Genomic DNA, 20,894 nt, shown 5'->3' with positions numbered 1-20,894 from the left:
GATTTGGTCGAGCCAGCGGTGCGCGGTCAGACGCGGAAGCCCGCCTCGCGTGCCGCCCGCCGCTCCCGCCGTCGGTCCGCCCGGCGGCGCAGCAGCCACGGGAGGACGAGCACGAGGCCGACCAGGAACACCAGCATCAGCACCGGCAGGATGATCGCGACGAGCGACATGACCACGCTGGTGGCGTCCTCGGCGGCGCTCGCCACCGGCGCGCCCACGCCGGCCGTGGCCGCATTGATCACCGGACGGGCGGTCGACTTCAGCAGATGTACGCCGAGCGCGATGAGCATCCCGACCAGCACCGGCAACCACTGGCCGCCGCTGGCGAAGAAGCTGTCCGGGTCGCTCACGGTCACGGTCTCGGACGCGGATCCGGCCCCGAACGCCAGCCCGCCGGCCGTCGGCCGGACGACCGTCTGCACCATGTCGTTGACGTGGTCGACCACGGGCACCTTGTCCGCGACGACCTCGACGACGAGCAGCACCGCGAGGATGCCCAGCACCCACTCGTTGCCGAGCCACTGCCACCCGCCAGGCAGGTCTATGACACTGGTGAACCGGGCCAGCAGACCCATCGCCAGCAACGGGATGTAGGCGTTCAGCCCCGCCGAGGCGGCGAGGCCGGTACCGGTGAGCACTTCGAGCACCAGCACAGCATGGCACCGGCACGCCAGCGCCGCTCGGTGGCGAGGTCGCGCGACTCCGCTACCCTGCTCGGGTGCGGTTGGTGATTGCGAAATGCTCGGTGGACTATGTCGGACGGCTCTCGGCCCACCTGCCGCCGGCCACCCGGCTGCTGATGGTGAAGGCGGACGGATCGGTGTCCATCCACGCCGACGACCGGGCGTACAAGCCGTTGAACTGGATGAGCCCGCCGTGCCGGCTGGAGGAGGCCCCGGGCGTCTGGCGGGTGGTCAACAAGGCCGGCGAGGAACTGCGGATCACCCTGGAGGAGATATTCCAGGACACCTCGTACGAACTCGGTGTCGATCCCGGGCTGCGCAAGGACGGCGTGGAGGCTCACCTCCAGGAGTTGCTGGCGGCCAACCCCGAGACGCTGGGTGACGGGTACACCCTCGTCCGTCGTGAATACATGACCGCGATCGGCCCGGTCGACCTGCTCTGCCGGGACGCCGACCAGGGCGCGGTCGCCGTCGAGGTGAAGCGCCGTGGCGAGATCGACGGCGTCGAGCAGCTCACCCGCTATCTGGAACTGCTCAACCGGGATCCGCTGCTCGCCCCGGTCGCCGGGGTGTTCGCGGCACAGGAGATCAAGCCGCAAGCCCGGGTACTCGCCTCCGACCGGGGGATCCGCTGCGTGGTGGTCGACTACGACCGGTTGCGCGGCATCGAGCGCGACGAGCTGACGCTCTTCTAGGCGGCGCCGCGGTCACCGGCCGTAGAGCAGCTTGACGGCCTTCACCAGCCGGGCGACGTCGGCCGGGGTGCGCTCGAACGTGGTCGAGGGCAGCAGTGAACGCCCCCGGCGGCGGGTGACGGCCTTGGCCCGGGCGAACTCGCGTAGCCCGTCCTCGCCGTGGATCCGGCCGAAACCGGACTCGCCGACCCCGCCGAACGGCAGGGTGGACATGCCGGCGAAGGTGAGCGTCGAGTTGACCGAGGTCATGCCGGAGCGCAACCGCCGGGCGATCGCGATCGCGCGCCGCTGACCGAAGACCGACCCACCCAGGCCGTACGGCAGGGCGTTGGCCCGAGCGAGCGCCTCGTCGACGGTGCGGACCCGGTTGACGGTCAGGGTCGGTCCGAAGGTCTCCTCGCGTACGGCGGCGGCCTCCTCCGGCACCTCGACCAGCACGGTCGGGTGGGCGTACGGCGGTCGTACCGCGTCCGGCCCGCCGAGCGCCGCCCGACCACCACGGGCCACCGCGTCCTCGATGTGCCGTCGGATGACGTCGAGTTGACTCGGCATGGTGATCGGACCGATGTCGGCGTCATCGGGGCCGACGGTGAGGCGCTCCGCGCGCTCGACCACCTTGTCGACGAACGCGTCGAAGACCGGCTCCACGACATAGGCGCGTTCGATGCCGATGCAGGTCTGCCCGGCGTTGGTCATCGCTCCCCAGACGCAGGCCTCTGCGGCGGCGTCCAGGTCGGCGTCGGCGTCCACGATCATGGCGTCCTTGCCGCCGGCCTCCAACAGCACCGGAGTCAGCGACTCGGCGCAGGCCGCCATCACCTTCTTCGCGGTGGCCGTCGAGCCGGTGAAGGCGAGCTTGTCGACGCCGGCCCGGCACAGGGCCGCGCCGACCTCACCCAGGCCGTGCACCGCGCTGAGCACCGGATGCTCGGGCACCACCTCGGCGAAGCTGTCGACCAGCCACTGACCGACGACCGGGGTGTACTCGCTCGGCTTGAAGACCACGGCGTTGCCGGCCGCCACCGCGTACGCGATGGAACCGATGGGGGTGAAGACGGGATAGTTCCACGGACCGATCACGCCGACCACGCCGTGCGGTTGGTACTCCAGGTGAGCCGAGAACTCGGCCAGGACGAGCCGCGAGCGGACCCGCCGGGGGCCCAGTACCCGCCGAGCGTTACGGGCCGCCCAGTCCACGTGCTCCACGGCGGTCACGATCTCGACGAGTGCGTCGGCGACCGGTTTGCCGCCCTCGGCGTGCATCAGGCCGGCCAACTCTTCCATTCGCTGCGCGAGCAGCCGCCGCCAGCGCAGCAGCCGCCTCCGCCGCCCGGTGAAGCCGAGCCCTGCCCACCACTGGCCGGCGGCGCGGGCCCGCTCGACGGCACGTTCGACGTCGACGGTGGCGGCGACCGGAACGCGTCCCGCTTCGTCACCGGAGGCCGGGCTGGTCGAGATCAGGTGTCTGCCCTGGATCGCTGGGGTGCCGGGAGGTAGCACAGCCGTCATGGCGGAAGTCTAGACGCGAAAATTACTCACCGGTAGGCAGGGGAAACGGGTGAATTCTCCCGGCCGTCCGGGCGGTTGATTCGGATGAACCTCTCGTCCGGACAAGAGTTCCGTTGCCGGCCGCCGTGGAAGATGTGAACACAAAGCACCCGGATGGTTACCGGTACGCGTCCGGCCGGATGGTGAAGGTGCACACCCGGTGATGACACGCTGACTCGAGATCGTCGCACGGGTGGAAGGACTGACTGTCCATGGAGGAACATCCGCAGCTGATGCCGCTGCTGACGGTGGCTGCCGGGCCGATGCGGGGGCGACGCTTCCGGCTGCCGCGTCGACCGCAGGTGATCGGCCGCGACCCGGCGGTCGACATCGTCGTGCACGATCCGCACCTGAGCCGTCGACACGTCGAGATCTGGCGGGCCGGTGAGGGTGCCTCTCTGGTGGACCTCGGTTCCACCAACGGGACCTGGGTGAACGACCACCGGGTCACCGAGGTCGTCCGGCTCAGCGACGGCGACGTGATCTGGATCGGCGGTACCGAGCTGAGGTTCTTCGACCCGGGCGTGGCCCGGACGGATCCGGTGGGCCTGAGCTTCGAACTGCCTCGCCAGGAGCGACGACCGATCCGGCCGCTGCCCGCCACGGTCGCGACACCGGTGGTGCCCGGGCAGGCCGGCGCGCCGGACGCCGCAGCCGCAGCCGGCGTCCGCCGCTGACCACCGACCATCTGGACCGGCGATGTCGATCGTGGCAGCATGCCGCGGATGGAGACCCAGCAGCAGGTCGTGACCGCCAACGGAATCACCCAGGCCGTCCGGGTGGCTGGACCCGTCGACGGCGTGCCGGTGCTGCTCGTGCACGGCAACTGTTCCTCGGCCGCCTTCTGGGAGCCGCTGGTGCGCCGCCTGCCGGATACCCTGCGAGTGGTCGCGCCGGATCTGCGTGGCTACGGCGCCACGCAGACCGCCCCGGTCGACGCCAACCGGGGCCTGACCGACTTCGCCGACGACGTGGCGGCATTGCTCGACGAGCCGTCGCTCTTCCCCGAGGACGCCCGGCCCGTGGTGGTCGGCCACTCGCTCGGTGGCGGAGTGGCGATGCGCCTGCTGGTGGACCACCCCGACCGGATCGCCGGGCTGCTGCTCGCGGCACCGGTGTCCCCGTACGGCTTCGGCGCCACCCGAGACCTGGCCGGCACCCCGAACACGCCCGACCTCGCCGGCTCCGGCGCGGGCACGACGAGCGGCGACTTCGTCACGCGGCTGGCCGCCGGTGACCGCAGCGCCGAGGCGCGGACCAGCCCGCGCAGTGTGCTGCGGACCGCGTACGTGGCGGACCCCGCCTGCCTCGGCGACGACGAGGAACTGCTGCTCGACAGCGTTCTTTCCACCGCCACCGGCCCGGACAACTACCCCGGCGACGCGGTGTCCTCGACGAACTGGCCGGGTAGCGCACCGGGCGGCCGGGGCGTGCTCAACGCGCTCGCGCGTTTCCGGGTCGCCGAGGAGCTGGTGGCCGTGACACCGAAGCCTCCGATCACCTGGATCCGCGGTGAGTCCGACGTGATCGTCTCGGACACCTCGCTGTTCGACCTGGCACAGTTGGGGGCGTTGGGCGTGGTGCCCGGCTGGCCCGGGCCGCAGGAGTGCCCACCGCAGCCGATGATCGGGCAGACCCGTGCGGTGCTCGACCGGTACGCCGGGACCGGCGGCAGCTACCGGGAGGTGGTGCTGCCCGGCTGCGGGCACAGCCCACACCTGGAACGCCCGGCGGAGCTCGTCGTGGAGTTGCTCGCCCTCGCCGCGGCCGACCCGGCCCGAGCCGGGTCACCCGGGTCTGCGCCGGGCCGGTGACCGGCCCGGCGCCCGCGCCGACCCGCCAGGTGGGTGAACCTGACATCGGTGACATGTGCCACGGCGTCTCGACAACGGTGCGTCACCTGGCAGACTCGCGCGCATAACCTTAGCGGCCGTTCATGTCGGGCCGTGCCGTTGTGGACAGGGAGGCCGGATCGTGGCGCGCGAGTTCACCAGCGTCGGTGTGGTGGGTCTGGGCACCATGGGTGCCGGCATCGTCGAGGTCTTCGCCCGCAACGGCATCGACGTGGTGGCCGTGGAGATCTCCGACGCCGCGCTCGACCGGGGGCGGGCGAACCTGACCGGCTCGACGGACCGGGCGGTGGCCAGGGGCAAGCTTCCCGAGGCGGACCGGGACGCCCTGCTGGCCCGGGTCGACTTCGCCGTCGGGCTGGACGCGCTGCACGCGGTGGACCTGGTGATCGAGGCGGTGCCCGAGCACCTCGACCTCAAGCAGCGGCTCTTCGCCGAGCTGGATCGGGTCTGCAAGCCCGAGGCAATCCTCGCCACCAACACCTCGTCGCTGAGCGTCACCGAGATTTCGGTGGCCACCGCGCGCCCCAACCAGGTCATCGGCATCCACTTCTTCAATCCGGCACCGGTGATGAAGCTGGTCGAGGTGGTACGTACGGTGGTCACCTCGGCCGACGTGGTGGCCGACGTGGAGGCGCTCTGCGGACGGCTCGGCAAGGTTGACGTGACCATCAGTGACCGGGCCGGGTTCATCGCCAATGCGTTGCTCTTCGGCTACCTCAACCACGCCGTCGACATGTTCGAGTCCCGGTACGCCACCCGCGAAGACATCGACGCGGCGATGAAGCTCGGCTGCGGGCTACCCATGGGGCCGCTCGCGCTGATGGACCTGATCGGCCTGGACACCGCGTACGAGATCCTGGACACCATGTACCGGCGTGGTGGCCGGGACCGCCGGCACGCCCCGGTGCCGTTGCTGAAGCAGATGGTGACCGCCGGGCTGCTCGGGCGGAAGTCCGGCCGGGGGTTCTACACCTACGAGCGGCCCGGTTCGCCGAGGGTCGTACCGGACGAGCAGACGCCGACCCCGGCGGAACCGGCACTGTCCGACGCGGCGGTCACCAAGATCGGCATCGTGGGTTCCGGGACGATGGCCACCGGGATCATCGAGGTCTTCGCCAACGCCGGCTACGAGGTCGTGTCGGTGACCCGGGGTGCGGAGCAGTCGGCCAGGGTCTTCGAGGCGGTGCGGACCTCGCTCAACAAGGGCGTGGTCCGGGGCCGGCTCAGCGAGGCGGACCGGGACGCCGCGCTCGGGCGGATCAACTGGTCGGCGGCGCTGGACCACCTGGCCGACGTGGATCTGGTGGTCGAGGCGGTGGTCGAGGAACTCAGCGTCAAGAAGGCCCTCTTCGCCAGCCTGGACGAGATCTGCAAGCCGGGCATGGTGCTGGCGACCACCACCTCCTCGCTGTCGGTGATCGAGCTGGCGATGGCCACCCAGCGGCCGGCCGACGTGGTCGGTCTGCACTTCTTCGACCCGGCCCCGGCGATGCCGCTGGTGGAGATCGTTCGAACGATCCGTACTTCTGCCGAGACCATCGCCACCGCTCAGGCCGTCAGTGCCACGCTGGGCAAGACCGGTGTGGTCTGCGGGGACCGGTCCGGTTTCATCGTCAACGCGCTGCTGTTCCCGTATCTCAATGACGCGGTGCGGATGCTGGAGGCCAGCTACTCCACCACCGACGACATCGACCACGCGATGAAGCTGGGCTGTGGTTACCCGGTGGGCCCGTTCGAGCTGCTCGACGTGGTGGGCCTGGACGTGGCGCTGGCCATCCAGCGTGAGTTGTACCTGGAACTGCGCGAGCCCGGTTCCGCCCCGGCGCCGTTGCTGGAGCACCTGGTCACCGCGGGCTACCTGGGCCGCAAGACCGGCCGCGGCTTCCGCGACCACACCCGCCGCTGACCGGGTCACGGCAGCTCGACCGTACGCTTGACGACGTGAGTCCCCGTCGCAACCGTCCCCGCCGCGACGATGCGGCGCACCTCGACACCGACCGCGCCCGGCACGGCGTCGCCGCAGTCCAACAGTGGCGGGACGGCGAGTGGCAGGTGCGCGGCATCAGCGGTGGCGCGTCCACCAAGACGTACCGTTGCCCCGGGTGCGACCAGGAGATCCGGCCCGGCGTGGCGCACGTGGTCGCCTGGCCGGCGGACGGCCGGGGTGACCTGACCGACCGGCGGCACTGGCACACCGGCTGTTGGCGCGCCCGCGACCGCCGTGCCCCGGTCATCCAGCGCGGCCGTCGGAACGGGAGACTGGAAGCATGAGCACACCGATTCGCGCCTCATCGATCCTGCCGGGGCACCGGGAGGACATCGAGCTGCACACCGCGGACGACCTGCGGTTGGTCGGCGAGTTGGCCCGCCCGGTCGACCGAGAGCCAGCCGCGACCCTCGTCTGTCTGCACCCGCTGCCCACCCACGGCGGGATGATGGACAGCCACGTGTTCCGCAAGGCGGCCTGGCGCCTGCCCGCCCTGGCCGACCTGGCCGTGCTCAGGTTCAACACCCGGGGCACCAGCAGCGTACGCGGCACCAGCGAGGGCAGCTTCGATTCCGCCGTCGGCGAGCGCTTCGACGTCGCCGCCGCCATCGAGTACGCCGAGTTCCACGAGTTGCCGAACGTCTGGCTGCTGGGCTGGTCGTTCGGCACCGACCTGGCGCTGCGCTACGGCTGCGACCCGGCGGTGACCGGCGCGATCCTGCTCTCCCCGCCGCTGCGCTACTCCGGCCGGTCCGACCTCGACCAGTGGGCCGAGTCGGGTAAGCCGCTCACCGCGCTGGTGCCGGAGTTCGACGACTACCTTCGCCCGGAGCAGGCCCGCGAGCAGTTCGCGGCGATACCGCAGGCCGAGGTCGTCGGCGTACCCGGTGCCAAGCACCTCTGGGTCGGCGACGCCGAGACGGTGTTGGACGAGGTGGTCCGGCGGGTCAACCCGGCGGTGGCGGTGCCGCTGCCGACCACCTGGGACGGCCCGATGGAGACCGGCGACGCCAGCGCGTACGCCGACCGGACGGTCGCCGCGTTCGCCGACACGCCGGTGTCCGGCCCACCGCAGCGTCAGGCCGACTGAGCTCCCGGCCCGACGAAGGCCGGTGCCGGTCTGCCGTGATCGACAGGTCAGGCCGACCAGACTGACGATCACGGCACCGAGGGTGCCGGCGGATCATGCCGCCCTGGCCGGCGAGCCGCTGCGCGAACCTGGGGTGTGGTGCGGGCGCGATGTCGAGCTGACGGCGTGGGTGGCTCGGTGCGGGCAGCCGCGGCGGATCACGCCTGCTTGAGCCGGGCGACGAAGGACCGCCAGGTCGACGGGGTGAACGCGAGCACCGGACCCTGCCGGTCCTTGCTGTCCCGGACGGCCACCACGCCGGGCAGGTTGTCGGCCACCTCCACGCAGTCGGTGCTCCCGCTGCGGGTGGAGGTACGCCAGGTCGCGCCGTTCAGGGCCATGACTTCACCATCTCGTTGAGGAGTGCGATCGACTGCTGGCGGGACAGCGCCTCGTTGCCCGGAGCTGCCGGGCCTGGCGTTCGGCGTCCAGCCAGGGCAGGAACCAGGACGGCTGTCCTTCCCGCTCGGCGATCCGCAGCAGCGACACCAGCAGCCCGCCGGAGGTCAGCACCTCGTCGGCCCGGGCCAGCAGCTGACGATCGTACGGCCGGGCGCCGGTCTCGACGGCGGAGACCATGGACGCCGAGTAGTGCACCAGTTTCCCGAACTCCTCCTGGTTGTGCCCGGCGGCGACGCGCAGCCGGCGTAGCTGTGACCGGATCAGATCCGCCGTGGTCTGCTCCACACTGCCTCCACAATCGCCTGCCGAGAATCACTCGGCGTCCGTCGCCGGCCTCCGGGTCACGCACCAGGGCCACCACCAGCCTCGATGCCTTCCGACGGTAACGGTCCCGTCACCAAACTGTCAGCCATGCCGGATTCGTTCGTTGCCCGGAGGGCGCGGACGGGTTCGGGCGGGGGCCGCTCGCAATCCCCCTGCGAGCGGCCCTACCCAGACCCGCTCCGGAGATTGATGTGTCAAACGCGCGCGCCGCCGTGCCGGCTCGACCACCACACACCCCGCTACGGCCTACCTGGTGCTGCCGCACCGACGGGCAGCCCTGGCCCTGTGGGGAGGCGCGACTACTGCTGCGGGCGGAGTACGAACACAACCTGACCGGGCCTGTCGATCTACCTCGCCGGCCTGATGCACGAGGCCATGCGCGACCTCTACCACCTCAACGCCCGGTGGCAGGGCGCGCCCCACCCCAGCGTCCATGCCGACTTCCGGGGCGGGGTGGCCTGGCCGTGCCTGGGACAGCGTCCTCGCCGACGTCAGCCGCCCTCGGCGGCGGCTCGCCGTTGGAGGTGGGCCGTAGCCGATCCGGGCCAACGCCCAGGGCGAGACGTCAGTCGGAGGTGACCTTGCTGGGCTTGGCGCTCCGCTCGTCGGTGGTCGGCTTGGTCGGGCGCTTGCCGTTCTCGCCGGTGCTGGTGATCTTTGTCGGGGTGGCGCCTCGGCCACCCTCGCCGGGGACCGCCGCCACCGTCGGCTCGCCGTCCAGCCCTTCGCTCGCCGTGTCGCCGTCAACGCTTGTCGGCTCGGCCGCCGGTCGGGCCGGCGCGGAATCCTCGACAGTGGTGACCGGTTCCGCGACCGGCTTCGTCGCCGGCTCGGCATCGTTGCCGCTCGGCCGGTCACCGGCTCGGCCGCCCCCGGCCGGGGCATCGTCGCCGGGGCGGTCGGCAGCGCCGCCGGCGGGAGCGACCGCCAGCGGGTCGCCGGAGGGCTGAGTGCCGTTCGTCGAGACGCCGGTGGGATGTGCCCCGTTGGTGGACATAGCGGCAGCCGCCGGTGGCGTCGACCCGTCGGGCGCTGACGTGGCCTGTAGCCGCAGGCCGAGCAGCTTGCGCTCCAGCTCGTCGGACTCCTGCCGGGACTTCCACGTCTCCTGACGCAGGTCGGCGAGCTGCTGCTGGGCCTTGGCGATCTCCAGCATCACCTGGGCGAGCTGCTGCCGGCCGGCTGCGGCCTCCTGCTGCGTGGCGGCGAGGTGCTGCTGGGTGGTGGCCAGGTGCTGCTGGGTGGTGGCCGCGTACTCCTCGAACTGGCGGCGGGACGCCGCGACGTGCTCGTCCGCCTCCCGCCGTACGGCGGTGACGTGCTCGTCCGCCTCCCGCCGGGTGGTCTCGGCGTATTCGTCGGTCTCGCGTCGCTTCGCGGCCGACTCGGTCTCCGCCTGGCGCAGCAGCTCACCGGCCTGCTCCTCGGCCCGCCCGCGTACCGTGGCGGCCTCCTGCTCGGCGGCCTGGCGGATCTGGTCGGCGCCCTGTTCAATCTCGTTCTTCCGCGCGGAGTACTCCGACTCCAACTGGGACCGACGGGTCTCGAACCCGGACTCCAACTCGGCGGTACGGGTGCGGATTTGCTCGTCCAGCTCGGCGTTGCGGGTCTTGTACTGCTTCTCCAGCTGATCGCGGCGGGCGGTGAACTCGCGTTCGGCGGTCGCCGTGCGCTCGGTCAGCTCCCGGTCGGCCGCCTCGCGTCGCCCGTTGACCTCTTTCTCCACCCCGGCCCGCCAGGCGCCCAACTCCTGCTGCGCCTGCGCCCGGGCTTGCTGCACGTACGCCTCGGTCTCGCTGCGCATGCGCTGGGCGTACGCCTCGGTCTCGGCGCGGGTGCGCTTGGCCGCCTCGTTCGCCTGGGTGCTCTGCCGCTCGGCCTCCTGGTGGGCCTTTTCGCGGGCGGCCCGGCCGGCCTCAGCGGCGTCGTCGATGATCTGCTTGGCCTCCTGCTGGGCCTTGGCGTGGGTGGCCCGGCCGGCCTCGGTGGCCTGGTCGACCAACCGTCGCGCCTCCTGCTGGGCCTTGACGTGCACCTCTTTGGCGGCGTCGCGAAGCTGGGTCGACTCCTGCTGGGCGGTGGCGAGCGCCTCACGGGCCGCGTCGCGCAGCTTTGTCGCCTCCTGCTGGGCCCGGTTGTGGATCTCCTTGGCCGCGTCCCGGAGCTGCGTCGCCTCCTGCTGGGCCCGGGCCAGCGCCTCCTGAGCGGACTTGCGTAGCCGGGCGGCCTCCTCCTTCGCGGACTTCGCGGCGGCCTCCGACTCGGCCCGGCGGGCCGCGGCCTGCCGCTCCTCCTCGGCCCGGCGGGCGGCCAGGGCGATCTCGAAATCCTTGAGCGCGGTGGCTGCCGCGACGCGGGCCTCCTCGATGATGTGCTCGGCGGCGGCCCGGCGGGCTTCGATCTCCTCGTTGGCGGCGGAGAGGATGTCCTCGGCCTGCTCCTCCGCCAGCATGAGGATCTGCTCCACCCGCGGCCCGAGGTGCCGGAAGGCGGCCCGGTCGACGACCCCGACCTGCTTGCGCACCTGGGCGAGGTCGCGTTGCAGCACCTCGACCTGGCCGGCGAGCTTGTGGATCTGGGTGTACGCCTGTTCCCGTTCGGCCGCGAGCGCGGCGATCTCGTGCTCCGCACGAGCGACGTATCGGTCGACCTGTCGTTTCTCGTACCCCCGCAGGGCGGACTCGAAGCTGGGCTCCGTGGTCACGTCCCCGCCGAGCGCGAACAGTTCCTCGCCGTGCGACATGCTCCCATCCTCACACGCATCGGGCCCTCCTGGGGCGATACGGACGCCCCTGTTGGGACCTACTTCACGGCGCGGGAAAGTCGATGCTGGTAGCCGGCCTGGGCACCGCGAAACGCAGGGCGGCGCGGGGTGTCACCGGTCACCCGATGTCACCCCGCGCCGTGGATTATGCCCCGGTAATTCGATCAGCTGGAGGTCTCCGCGGTCACCTTGTCGTCCGCCCCGTCCGCCTTCTTGGCCGCCGGCTTGTCGCCCCCGGCAGCGGCGGCGTTGTTCGGCACGCCCGGAACGATGCCGGCGAGGCCGGAGAGCATCTGCCCGAGCTGCGAGGTGACGGCGTCCTTCTGCCGGGTGAGGTCCTCGACCTCGCGGCGCGCCGCCTGGGTGGTCAGTTCGGCCTCGGTGCGCGCCTCGTTGAGCAGGCGCTGCGACTCGGCGCGCGCGTCGCTCAGCGTCCGCTCGGACAGCGCCTTGGCCTTCTCCACCGTCTCGGTGGCGGTGCGCTCCGACTCGACCCGGCGGGCCTCGGCCCGCTGCTCGATCTCCTTGGCCCGGTCCTGCGCGGCGCGAGCCCGCTGCTCGGCCTCGTTGACCAGCTTCTGGGTCTGCGCGACCTGGGCGGCGTGCCGCTCCGACTCCTCGCGCTCGGCCTTTTCCCGTCGCTCCGCGAGCTGCAACTCCAGGGCCTGAAGGTCCTTGTCGCGCTTGTCGCGGGCGTCGGTGAGCAGCTTGGTCGCCTCGGCGCGCTTCTCCTCGGCCTCGCGGGCGGCCTTTGCCCGCTGCTGGGTGATCTCGCGCTCGGCGGTGGCCCGCAGGGTGGCCACCTCCCGTTCCACTGTGGACTTCAGCTCGGCGACCTCGTGGGCGGTCACCGTACGCAGCTGCTTGGTCTCCCGGTCCGCGTCGGCGCGTAGTGTGTCGGCCTCGCGGCGGGCCTGGACGCGCACCTCGGCGGCCTCGCGCTCGGCGGCGGTGCGGACGTTGCCCGCCTCTCGCTCGGCGGTCGCCTTCATGGCTGCCGACTCGGCGCGCGCCTTGTCGGTGATCTCCCGCGCTTCGAGGCGGGCGGCGGAGAGGATCCCCTCCGACTCGCGCTTGGCCTCGTTGCGGTGGTCGTTGGCCTGCTCCTCGGCGAGCCGGAGGATCTGCTCGACCCGGGTGCCGAGGCCGGACAGCGTGGGCCGGCTGTTCTCCTCCAGCTGCTTGCTGGTGTCGGTGAGCTTCTGCTCAAGGGCAGTGAGCCGCTGCTCGGACTGCCGGAGCCGGCGCTGCGCGTCGTTGAGCGCCTGCTCGGCGTCGGCGCGGTCCTTGTTGGCCTGGCTCAGCGCGGCGTTCAGCCGGCCGATGAAGTCGTCGACCTGACCGGTGTTGTATCCGCGCAGGCCAACCGTGAAATCTGGCTGCGAGTTCGCGTTATCGAAGAACGCGAGAGGGGAGGACTGCTGCTGGGGCATTGGGACATACTGGCAGACTCCCCGGGGTGCTTCGCAAGAGCGTGGCATTCTTTGCCACCCGCATTACATGGTCAACTCTCGGCCGGGGCCGACCACCAGGGCGACACGCGATCTTGCCAGCTCCGGGGCGAGCCGGATGGCACGGAGCGTGACGTGGAAAAGGGCCGTGACGCGGTCGCGTACGGCCCTTTGTTTCCCGCGCCGTGCGATGGCACGAATGGGTGTCGGGTCGCCTGTGTGGAAAGCCAATCGGCGTTCACCGAATGGCCATCGGTGCCTCGGCCGTCAGGTCAGCGCCCGCAGAACCGGTTGATCGCCTCGACGTGCCGGGCCCGCAGCTCGGAGTCGCGCACGCCGAGTCCGTCCTCTGGGGCCAGACAGCGGACGCCGACCTTGCCCTGGTGGGCGTTGCGGTGCACCTCGTACGCGGCCTGGCCGGTCTGCTCCAGCGCGTACGTCACCGCCGCGGCCTTCGGGTCAGTGGGATGCGGCCGGTTGGACCAACTCGATCAGCACGCCGCCGGCGTCCTTCGGGTGTACGAAATTGATCCGCGAGTCGGCGGTGCCGCGCTTCGGGGACTCATAGAGCAGCCGTACGCCACGCTCGCGCAGCGCCGCGCAGGCCGCGTCGATGTCGGGCACCGTGTACGCCACCTGCTGAACGCCCGGGCCGTTGCGGTCGAGGAACTTCGCGATCGTCGACTCCGGGGTCAGTGGCGCGAGCAGTTGCACGCAACCGCCCTCGGTGCTCGGTCCGACCGCCAGCATCGCCTCCCGGACACCCTGCTCGGTGTTGGTCTCCGTGTGCACGCAGCGCATCCCGAACGTGCGCTGGTAGAAGTCGATGGCGGCGTCGAGATCGGGCACCGCGATCCCGACATGGTCGATGCGCCGCAGCTCGATGTCTGTGACATAGTCGGCAGCGGGCTCGACGGGGGAGTTCTTAGGCATGACGTTAGTCTGGCCGAACAATCGTTAAGGCGTACAGGTCGGCACCCCCTCGGAGGCAGGTATGGCTTCGGTGATCGTCAGCGGCGCGCGGACCCCGATGGGGCGCCTGCTGGGCAACCTCAAGGACCTACCGGCGACGAAACTCGGCGGCATCGCGATCTCTGCCGCCCTGGAACGGGCGGGAGTCGCACCCGACCAGGTGCAATACGTGATCATGGGCCAGGTGCTCCAGGCCGGCACCGGGCAGATCCCCGCCCGGCAGGCTGCCGTCGAGGCGGGCATCCCGATGTCCGTATCGGCCCTGAGCATCAACAAGGTCTGTCTCTCCGGGCTCGACGCCATCGCCCTGGCCGACCAGCTGATCCGGGCCGGCGAGTTCGACATCGTGGTGGCCGGCGGCATGGAGTCGATGACCAACGCCCCGCACCTGCTGCTCGGCCAGCGCGGCGGCTACAAGTACGGTGACGTGACGCTCAAGGACCACATGGCGCTCGACGGGCTGACCGACGCCTGGGACTGCTGCGCGATGGGGGAGTCCACCGAGCGGCACGGCAGCACCCGGAGCATCAGCCGACAGGAGCAGGACGAGTTCGCGGCCAGCAGCCACCAGCGCGCCGCCGCCGCCCAGAAGAACGGCCACTTCGCCGAGGAGATCACCCCGGTGGTCATCCCGCAGCGCAAGGGTGATCCGCTGGTGATCAGCGAGGACGAGGGCATCCGGCCGGACACCACCGCCGATTCCCTGGCCAAACTCCGCCCGGCGTTCACCCCCGACGGCACCATCACCGCGGGCAGTTCCTCGCCGATCTCCGACGGCGCCGCCGCCGTCGTGGTGATGAGCAAGGCGAAGGCCAAGGAACTGGGCCTGGCCTGGCTGGCCGAGGTGGGGGCGCACGGCAACGTGGCAGGCCCGGACAACTCCCTGCACTCGCAGCCGTCGAACGCCATCCAGCACGCCCTGCGCAAGGGTGGCCTGGCCGTCTCCGACCTGGACCTGATCGAGATCAACGAGGCGTTCGCCCAGGTCGGTATCCAGTCGACCCGTGACCTCGGGATCAGCCCGGACAAGGTCAACGTCAACGGCGGCGCGATCGCGCTCGGCCACCCGATCGGCATGTCCGGCGCCCGGCTGGTACTCACCCTCGCGTTGGAACTCAAGCGACGTGGCGGCGGCACCGGTGCGGCGGCGCTGTGCGGGGGTGGCGGCCAGGGCGACGCACTGATCATCCACGTTCCCGACCCCGCCGAGACCGATCTGTGAGCGAGTCGAACACCCGCGTCCCGGCGTCGGCCACCGGTTCGGTGCGCCGCAGTCGGGACGTACCGATGCTTGTCGAACGGGCCCGCGACGGTGACCCCCGCGCGGTGGCCCGGCTGATCACCCTGGTCGAGTCGGGCGACGAGACCGTGCCGGCCATCGCCGCGGCGCTCGCCTCGTACACCGGACGAGCCCAGGTGGTCGGCCTGACCGGCTCGCCGGGGGTGGGCAAGTCCACCACCACGAACGAACTGGTCCGAGCGCTGCGGGCACACGGGCACCGGGTCGGCGTGCTGGCCATCGATCCGTCCAGTCCGTTCACCGGCGGTGCGATCCTCGGTGACCGGGTGCGGATGCAGGACCACGCCACCGACCCGGGCGTCTACATCCGCTCGATGTCCAGCCGCGGGCACCTCGGTGGGTTGTCGGCGGCCACCCCGCAGGCGGTGCGGGTGCTGGAGGGCGCCGGCTGCGACGTGGTGCTGGTGGAGACCGTCGGGGTCGGGCAGGCGGAGGTCGAGGTGGCCTCGCTGGCCGACACCACCCTGGTGCTGCTCGCGCCGGGCATGGGCGACGCGATCCAGGCGGTGAAGGCCGGCATCCTGGAGATCGCCGACGTCTTCGTGGTGAACAAGGCCGACCGGGACGGTGCCGACGCCACCGTCCGGGACATCCAGGGCATGATCGCCCTCGGCGAGCGCGGGCCGGGTCAGTGGCGTCCGCAGGTGGTGCGGGCGGTCGCCGCCCGTGGCGAGGGCATCGACGACGTCGCCGCCGCCATCGACAAGCACCGCGCGTGGCTGGTCGAGCACGACGAGTTGCGGCGTCGGCGGGAGGCGCGGGCCGCCGCCGAGGTCGAGGCGATCGCGCTCGGCGTGCTCCGCGCCCGGATCGGCTCGCTGCGCGACGGTACGCAGCTGCCGGCGCTCGCCGCCGAGGTGGCGGCCGGTGCGACCGATCCGTACGCCGCGGCCGAGACGTTGCTCGCCCAGCTCGCCGGGTGACCGCGTCCACTGCGGACCGTCGGGGACGGTTAGGCTCGCACCGCCGCGCGGTTGCGCGGACGCCGCGACGGCCGCTGGGGGACGCATGGACCACGAGATGACGCAGGAGTTGGCGATGACGCCGGACGCGGTGGCGGGCGGGCGTACGCACATCTCGGACGAGGTGGTGGAGAAGATCGCGGTGGCCGCGGCGAAGGCCGTGCCCGGCGTGGTCGAGCTGGGTGGCGACATCGCCCGGTTCTTCAACGCGGTGCTGGACCGGGTCGGGCTCGACCAGGTCGGCGACGCGCGCCGGGGCTGCTCGGCGCACGTCACCAACGGCGGTGCCGTGATCAACCTGGTGATCGTGACCGACGCCGGGCATCCGGTGCCGGAGGTGACCACGGCGGTGCGGGTCGAGGTGACCCGGGCGGTCGAGGCGTACGGACTGCGGGTCGACGAGATCAACATCCGGGTGGACGACGTGGCCATCGACGGTCCCGCCGCCTGAATCCGGGCAGCTCAGATTACCGGTCGGTACGAACTGCCTTATCGATCGTTCAGGTGAGGGCTCTACACTCGATTGCAGTCGAGGACTCGAGGAGGAGCCCGGGGATGAACGCCGACGACATCGCGGCCGGGCGGGCCCGCTGGCAGGCCCGCTACGACTCCGCGCGCAAGCGGGACGCCGACTTCACCACGCTCTCCGGGATGCCCGTCGAGCCGGTCTACGGTCCACCGGAAGGTGCCGCGTACCCGGGATTCGAGCGGATTGGCTGGCCCGGGGAGTTCCCCTACACGCGGGGCCTCCACCCGACCGGCTACCGGGGACGGACCTGGACGATCCGCCAGTTCGCCGGGTTCGGCAACGCCCGACAGACCAACGAGCGCTACAAGATGATCCTGGGTGCCGGTGGCGGCGGGCTCTCGGTCGCCTTCGACATGCCGACCCTGATGGGGCGCGACTCCGACGACCCGCAGTCGCTCGGCGAGGTGGGCCACTGCGGGGTGGCGGTGGACAGCGCCGCCGACATGGAGGTGCTCTTCGACGGCATCGACCTGGCCGGGGTCACCACCAGCATGACCATCTCCGGCCCGGCGGTGCCGGTGTTCTGCATGTACCTGGTCGCCGCCGAGCGCCAGGGCGCCGACCTGTCGAGCCTGGACGGGACGCTGCAGACCGACATCTTCAAGGAGTACATCGCGCAGAAGGAGTGGCTGTTCGACCCGGAGCCGCACCTGCGCCTGATCGGCGACCTGATGGAGTACTGCGCGGCTGAGATTCCCCGGTACAAGCCACTGTCGGTCTCCGGCTACCACATCCGTGAGGCCGGCTCGACCGCTGCGCAGGAGCTGGCGTACACCCTGGCCGACGGCTTCGGTTACGTCGAACTGGGACTGTCGCGCGGGCTCGACGTCAACGTCTTCGCCCCCGGGCTGAGCTTCTTCTTCGACTCGCACGTCGACTTCTTCGAGGAGATCGCCAAGTTCCGGGCCGCCCGCCGGATCTGGGCCCGCTGGCTGCGCGACGTCTACGGCGCCACCAGCGAGAAGGCGCTCTGGCTGCGGTTCCACACCCAGACCGCGGGCGTGTCGCTGACCGCGCAGCAGGCGGTCAACAACGTGGTACGCACCGCCGTCGAGGCGCTCGCCGCCGTGCTCGGTGGCACCAACTCGCTGCACACCAACGCCCTGGACGAGACCCTCGCCCTGCCCACCGACGAGTCCGCCGAGATCGCCCTGCGTACGCAGCAGGTGCTGATGGAGGAGATCGGGGTGACCAACGTGGCCGACCCGCTGGGCGGCTCCTGGTACGTCGAGGCGCTCACCGACCGGATCGAGGCCGAGGCGGAGGAGATCTTCGCCCGCATCCGCGCGCTCGGCGGCGACGGCCCGCACCAGATCGGGCCGATGACCTCCGGCATCCTGCGCGGCATCGAGGACGGCTGGTTCACCGGGCAGATCGCCGAGGCTGCGTTCGTGTACCAGCAGGCGTTGGAGAAGGGCGATAAGAAGATCGTCGGCGTCAACTGCCACACCGGCACGGTCGCCAAGGAGCTGGAGATCCTCCGCATCTCGCACGAGGTGGAGTTGGAACAGCGCCGGATGCTGGCCGAACGCAAGCACGGTCGGGACGACTCCCGGGTACGTGCCGCAGTCGAGGCGATGGTGGCGGTGAGCCGTACCGGGGAGAACATGGTCCCGGCGATGCTCGACGCCGTCCGGGCGGAGGCGACCCTCGGCGAGATCTGTGAGGCGTTGCGGGCCGAATGGGGCGTTTACCGCGAGCCCGCACGGTTCTGACCTTCGCCCCATCAGGGCGGCTGGGCAGGGGTGACAGTGGCAACTGCGCGGGCCGAGGCTGATCCGAGTTCGGCGAACTGCGTGCGAGACTAGATAACCATGAGCGACCCACGGATCACCTCGTCGATCTTTACCCGCGGCGCGGTCGACCTCAGCGCGCTGCGCACCCCTGCCCCCAGTTCCACACCGGCTCCGGTTCAGGCCGGCCCGCCCGCCGGGGCACCCGGCGGCGCCGTCGGCGGAGTCACGGTCATCGACGTGACCGAGGCGACCTTCCAGTCGGAGGTCCTGGAGCGCTCGTTGACCACACCCGTCGTGGTCGACTTCTGGGCCGAGTGGTGCGAGCCCTGCAAGCAACTGTCTCCGGTGCTGGAACGGCTGGCGGTCGAGGGCGGCGGTGCCTGGGTGCTCGCCAAGGTCGACGTGGACGCCAACCCGAGGCTCGCGCAGATGTTCCGGGTCCAGGGCATCCCGATGGTGTACGCCGTGGTCGGCGGTCAACCCGTCGACGCCTTCTCCGGCGTGGTGCCCGAGGCGCAGCTTCGCCAGTGGCTCCAGGCCGTGCTCAAGGCCGGTGGGGCGAGCGTGGTCGAGCCGGAGGACCCACGGCTCAACGAGGCGGACGACGCGCTGATGAGTGGCGACCTGGACGCCGCCGAGCAGGCGTACCGGAAAATCCTCGCCGAAACCCCGGCGGACGCCGCGGCCGAGGCCGGGCTGGCCCAGGTGGGACTCGCCCGCCGAGTGGCCGGAGCCGATCCGCAGGCGGCGCTCACCGCCGCGGCGGCCGACCCTGACGATGTCGACGCCCAACTGCTCGCCGCCGACATCGAGGTCCTCAGTGGCCTGGCCGATCAGGCGTACCAGCGCCTGGTCGGGCTGGTACGCCGCACCGCTGGCGACGACCGGGAGAAGGTCCGTCAGCACCTGATCGGCCTGTTCACCATCGCCGGGCCAGAGGATCCCGCAGTCGCATCGGCCCGCCGGGCCCTGGCCAGCGCCCTGTTCTGAGTACCTGCCACGCCAGCGCGGGCCGGCGTGTCGCCGGCCCGCCTTCACCCTCCAAGAGGACGGGAGCCCCGGTGAGCGCGAGGAGTGAGCTTGCGAGCCCCGCAGTCGCGAGCGGAGGGTGGGCTCGGTGAGCGCGAGGAGTGAGCTTGCGAGCCCCGCAGTCGCGAGCGGAGGGTGGGCTCGGTGAGCGCGAGGAGTGAGCTTGCGAGCCCCGCAGTCGCGAGCGGAGGGTGGGCTCGGTGAGCGCGAGGAGTGAGCTTGCGAGCCCCGCAGTCGCGAACGACGGCGGCCCATGATGCGCCGGATCGCCGTCCTCGACGCGCCGAGCAACCTCGGTCTGCGCCCGCCGACGCCCACCTCCGTGCCAGGCTGCGGGAAGGCGCCGGGCGCGCTACGGGACCAGGGGCTGTTGCCCCGGTTGCGCGCCCGTGACGCGGGTTGCCTGACCCCGCCCCGCTACGACGCCGGTGACTGGCGACCCGGCGACGGTGTCTGCCATGCGCGGGAGATCGCCGACTACTCGGCGGCACTGGCCGACCGGATCGGCACGATCATCGACCGGGGAGAGTTCCCGGTGGTCCTCGGCGGCGACTGCTCGATCCTGCTCGGCTCGGCGCTGGCCATGCACCGGCTGGGTGAGGCGGTCGGCGGCCGGATCGGGTTGATCTTCGTCGATGGCCATTCCGACTTCCGGCACCCTGGCAACGCCTCGTACGTGGGTGCGGCGGCGGGTGAGGATCTCGCCCTGGTGACCGGTCGGGGCCAGGCCGACCTGGCGGCCATCGAGGGCCGGCGACCATACTTCCGGGACGTCGATGTGGTGGTGCTCGGCATCCGCGCCCAGGACGAGTATCGGCTTGACCTGCAGGCCGCCGGAATCATCACCCGGCCGGTGCCGGCGCTCCGCGCCGAGGGCGCGGCGCGTACCGCCCAGTGGGCGCACGAGCAGTTGGCCGACTGCGCCGGCTATTGGGTGCACGTCGACGTGGACGTGCTCGACCCGGCTGTGATGCCGGCGGTCGACGCGCCCGACCCGGGCGGCATCGCCTTCGCCGAGCTGGAGATTCTGCTCGCCGGTCTGGTCGACACCCCGCACTGCCTCGGTATCGAGCTGACCGTCTTCGACCCCGACTACGACCCGGACGGCGCGTACGCCGCGGAGATCGTCAACACCGTGGTATCCGGCCTGCATCCGGTGACCGCTCCCGGTTCGGCGCCACCTCGGTCGCGTCCCGAGGAGAGTCCCCGTACCACCCCCGGTCCGCGCCGGAGCATCGATCAGCCCAGCCCACGGGACGCGCCGGCACCGGTCGACCGCGGTCAGGCCGACGACCATGACCCGAGCGGCGGTGGCGCGGGCGGTGGCAGCGCGGGTGGCGATGACGTGGCCGATGGTGGTGTGGCCGATGGTGACCTGGGTGGCACCGGTGTCTCGACGGGAGCCGTTCGTCCGGCGACCGCCGCCGGCGGGCCGGCCGCCTGACCCACCCATGGCCGTTCCCGGCCGCCCCGAGGTCTCAGTGGTCGGCGTTGTGCCTGTCGTGAGGGTACCGGGCCGCCTGACGATGC

18 protein-coding genes and 3 pseudogenes are annotated in these 20,894 nt (G+C 71.4%); 13 read left to right on the top strand and 8 right to left on the bottom strand.

Annotated features, from left to right (window positions below; all coding sequences use genetic code 11):
• Positions 1-26: 26 nt before the first annotated feature.
• Entirely contained in the window at positions 27-647 is a 621-nt protein-coding gene (locus AC2CHE_RS04485) for a DUF4126 domain-containing protein (protein ID WP_484503609.1), read from the bottom strand.
• Between the two features lie 71 nt (positions 648-718).
• Between AC2CHE_RS04485 and nucS the strand changes: the two genes are divergently transcribed.
• The gene (gene nucS / locus AC2CHE_RS04480) at positions 719-1,378 is read left to right on the top strand and encodes an endonuclease NucS (protein WP_484503608.1); all 660 of its coding nucleotides are present in this window, start codon (positions 719-721) and stop codon (positions 1,376-1,378) included.
• Positions 1,379-1,390: 12 nt separating this feature from the next.
• Here the strand turns inward: nucS and AC2CHE_RS04475 are convergent, their stop codons facing one another.
• Positions 1,391-2,887, bottom strand: a complete 1,497-nt coding sequence (locus AC2CHE_RS04475; protein ID WP_484503607.1) for an aldehyde dehydrogenase family protein — start codon at positions 2,885-2,887, stop codon at positions 1,391-1,393.
• Positions 2,888-3,138: 251 nt separating this feature from the next.
• On the opposite strand from AC2CHE_RS04475, the gene AC2CHE_RS04470 reads away from it, so the two are divergent.
• From AC2CHE_RS04470 to AC2CHE_RS04450, 5 genes are all read left to right on the top strand, one after another.
• Positions 3,139-3,603, top strand: a complete 465-nt coding sequence (locus tag AC2CHE_RS04470; protein WP_484503606.1) for an FHA domain-containing protein — start codon at positions 3,139-3,141, stop codon at positions 3,601-3,603.
• Positions 3,604-3,642: 39 nt separating this feature from the next.
• The gene (locus AC2CHE_RS04465; protein ID WP_484503605.1) at positions 3,643-4,740 is read left to right on the top strand and encodes an alpha/beta fold hydrolase; all 1,098 of its coding nucleotides are present in this window, start codon (positions 3,643-3,645) and stop codon (positions 4,738-4,740) included.
• Between the two features lie 160 nt (positions 4,741-4,900).
• Positions 4,901-6,685: a 3-hydroxyacyl-CoA dehydrogenase family protein gene (locus AC2CHE_RS04460; protein ID WP_484503604.1), complete on the top strand. Its 1,785-nt coding sequence runs from the start codon at positions 4,901-4,903 to the stop codon at positions 6,683-6,685.
• 35 nt (positions 6,686-6,720) lie between these two features.
• Positions 6,721-7,050 (top strand): hypothetical protein, encoded by a 330-nt coding sequence (locus tag AC2CHE_RS04455; RefSeq protein ID WP_484503603.1) that lies wholly within the window; start codon positions 6,721-6,723, stop codon positions 7,048-7,050.
• On the top strand, positions 7,047-7,856 hold the full coding sequence (locus AC2CHE_RS04450; protein WP_484503602.1) for an alpha/beta hydrolase: 810 nt from the start codon (positions 7,047-7,049) through the stop codon (positions 7,854-7,856). The genes AC2CHE_RS04455 and AC2CHE_RS04450 overlap by 4 nt, the downstream gene beginning before the upstream one ends.
• 197 nt (positions 7,857-8,053) lie before the next feature.
• Here the strand turns inward: AC2CHE_RS04450 and AC2CHE_RS04445 are convergent, their stop codons facing one another.
• Entirely contained in the window at positions 8,054-8,236 is a 183-nt protein-coding gene (locus tag AC2CHE_RS04445) for a DUF397 domain-containing protein (RefSeq protein ID WP_484503601.1), read from the bottom strand.
• Between the two features lie 58 nt (positions 8,237-8,294).
• A pseudogene (locus AC2CHE_RS04440) lies at positions 8,295-8,582 on the bottom strand (helix-turn-helix domain-containing protein); the annotation flags it as partial.
• A 224-nt stretch (positions 8,583-8,806) separates the two neighbouring features.
• Here AC2CHE_RS04440 and AC2CHE_RS04435 point away from each other — a divergent pair.
• Positions 8,807-9,021 (top strand): annotated as a pseudogene (locus AC2CHE_RS04435) (hypothetical protein); the annotation flags it as partial.
• 165 nt (positions 9,022-9,186) lie between these two features.
• Here AC2CHE_RS04435 and AC2CHE_RS04430 read toward each other — a convergent pair.
• The 4 genes and pseudogenes from AC2CHE_RS04430 to mce all read right to left on the bottom strand — a co-directional run bounded on the left by AC2CHE_RS04430 (position 9,187) and on the right by mce (position 13,769).
• The gene (locus AC2CHE_RS04430) at positions 9,187-11,364 is read right to left on the bottom strand and encodes a coiled-coil domain-containing protein (RefSeq protein WP_484503600.1); all 2,178 of its coding nucleotides are present in this window, start codon (positions 11,362-11,364) and stop codon (positions 9,187-9,189) included.
• Between the two features lie 185 nt (positions 11,365-11,549).
• Positions 11,550-12,818, bottom strand: a complete 1,269-nt coding sequence (locus AC2CHE_RS04425; protein ID WP_484503599.1) for a DivIVA domain-containing protein — start codon at positions 12,816-12,818, stop codon at positions 11,550-11,552.
• A gap of 290 nt (positions 12,819-13,108) precedes the next feature.
• Positions 13,109-13,276, bottom strand: a pseudogene (locus AC2CHE_RS04420) (crotonyl-CoA carboxylase/reductase); the annotation flags it as partial.
• A gap of 19 nt (positions 13,277-13,295) precedes the next feature.
• Positions 13,296-13,769, bottom strand: coding sequence for a methylmalonyl-CoA epimerase (gene mce, locus AC2CHE_RS04415; RefSeq protein WP_484503598.1), 474 nt, complete (start codon positions 13,767-13,769; stop codon positions 13,296-13,298).
• A gap of 61 nt (positions 13,770-13,830) precedes the next feature.
• Between mce and AC2CHE_RS04410 the strand changes: the two genes are divergently transcribed.
• From AC2CHE_RS04410 to AC2CHE_RS04385, 6 genes are all read left to right on the top strand, one after another.
• Positions 13,831-15,030: an acetyl-CoA C-acetyltransferase gene (locus tag AC2CHE_RS04410; RefSeq protein WP_484503597.1), complete on the top strand. Its 1,200-nt coding sequence runs from the start codon at positions 13,831-13,833 to the stop codon at positions 15,028-15,030.
• A 65-nt stretch (positions 15,031-15,095) separates the two neighbouring features.
• Positions 15,096-16,031, top strand: a complete 936-nt coding sequence (gene meaB, locus AC2CHE_RS04405) for a methylmalonyl Co-A mutase-associated GTPase MeaB (protein ID WP_484503670.1) — start codon at positions 15,096-15,098, stop codon at positions 16,029-16,031.
• A gap of 97 nt (positions 16,032-16,128) precedes the next feature.
• Positions 16,129-16,521, top strand: a complete 393-nt coding sequence (locus tag AC2CHE_RS04400) for an Asp23/Gls24 family envelope stress response protein (RefSeq protein WP_484503596.1) — start codon at positions 16,129-16,131, stop codon at positions 16,519-16,521.
• Positions 16,522-16,625: 104 nt separating this feature from the next.
• The gene (gene icmA, locus AC2CHE_RS04395) at positions 16,626-18,314 is read left to right on the top strand and encodes a coenzyme B12-dependent isobutyryl-CoA mutase large subunit (protein WP_484503595.1); all 1,689 of its coding nucleotides are present in this window, start codon (positions 16,626-16,628) and stop codon (positions 18,312-18,314) included.
• Between the two features lie 99 nt (positions 18,315-18,413).
• On the top strand, positions 18,414-19,325 hold the full coding sequence (locus AC2CHE_RS04390) for a tetratricopeptide repeat protein (RefSeq protein ID WP_484503594.1): 912 nt from the start codon (positions 18,414-18,416) through the stop codon (positions 19,323-19,325).
• A 292-nt stretch (positions 19,326-19,617) separates the two neighbouring features.
• Positions 19,618-20,808 carry an arginase family protein gene (locus tag AC2CHE_RS04385; RefSeq protein WP_484503593.1) on the top strand — a complete coding sequence of 397 codons (1,191 nt, stop codon included), beginning with the start codon at positions 19,618-19,620 and terminating at the stop codon, positions 20,806-20,808.
• The last annotated feature ends 86 nt before the right edge of the window (positions 20,809-20,894 follow it).

It is taken from the genome of Micromonospora sp. ATLC16, assembly GCF_057196645.1.
Note: the sequence above shows the minus strand (reverse complement) of the source record. Positions and strands in the feature narration are given on the sequence as shown.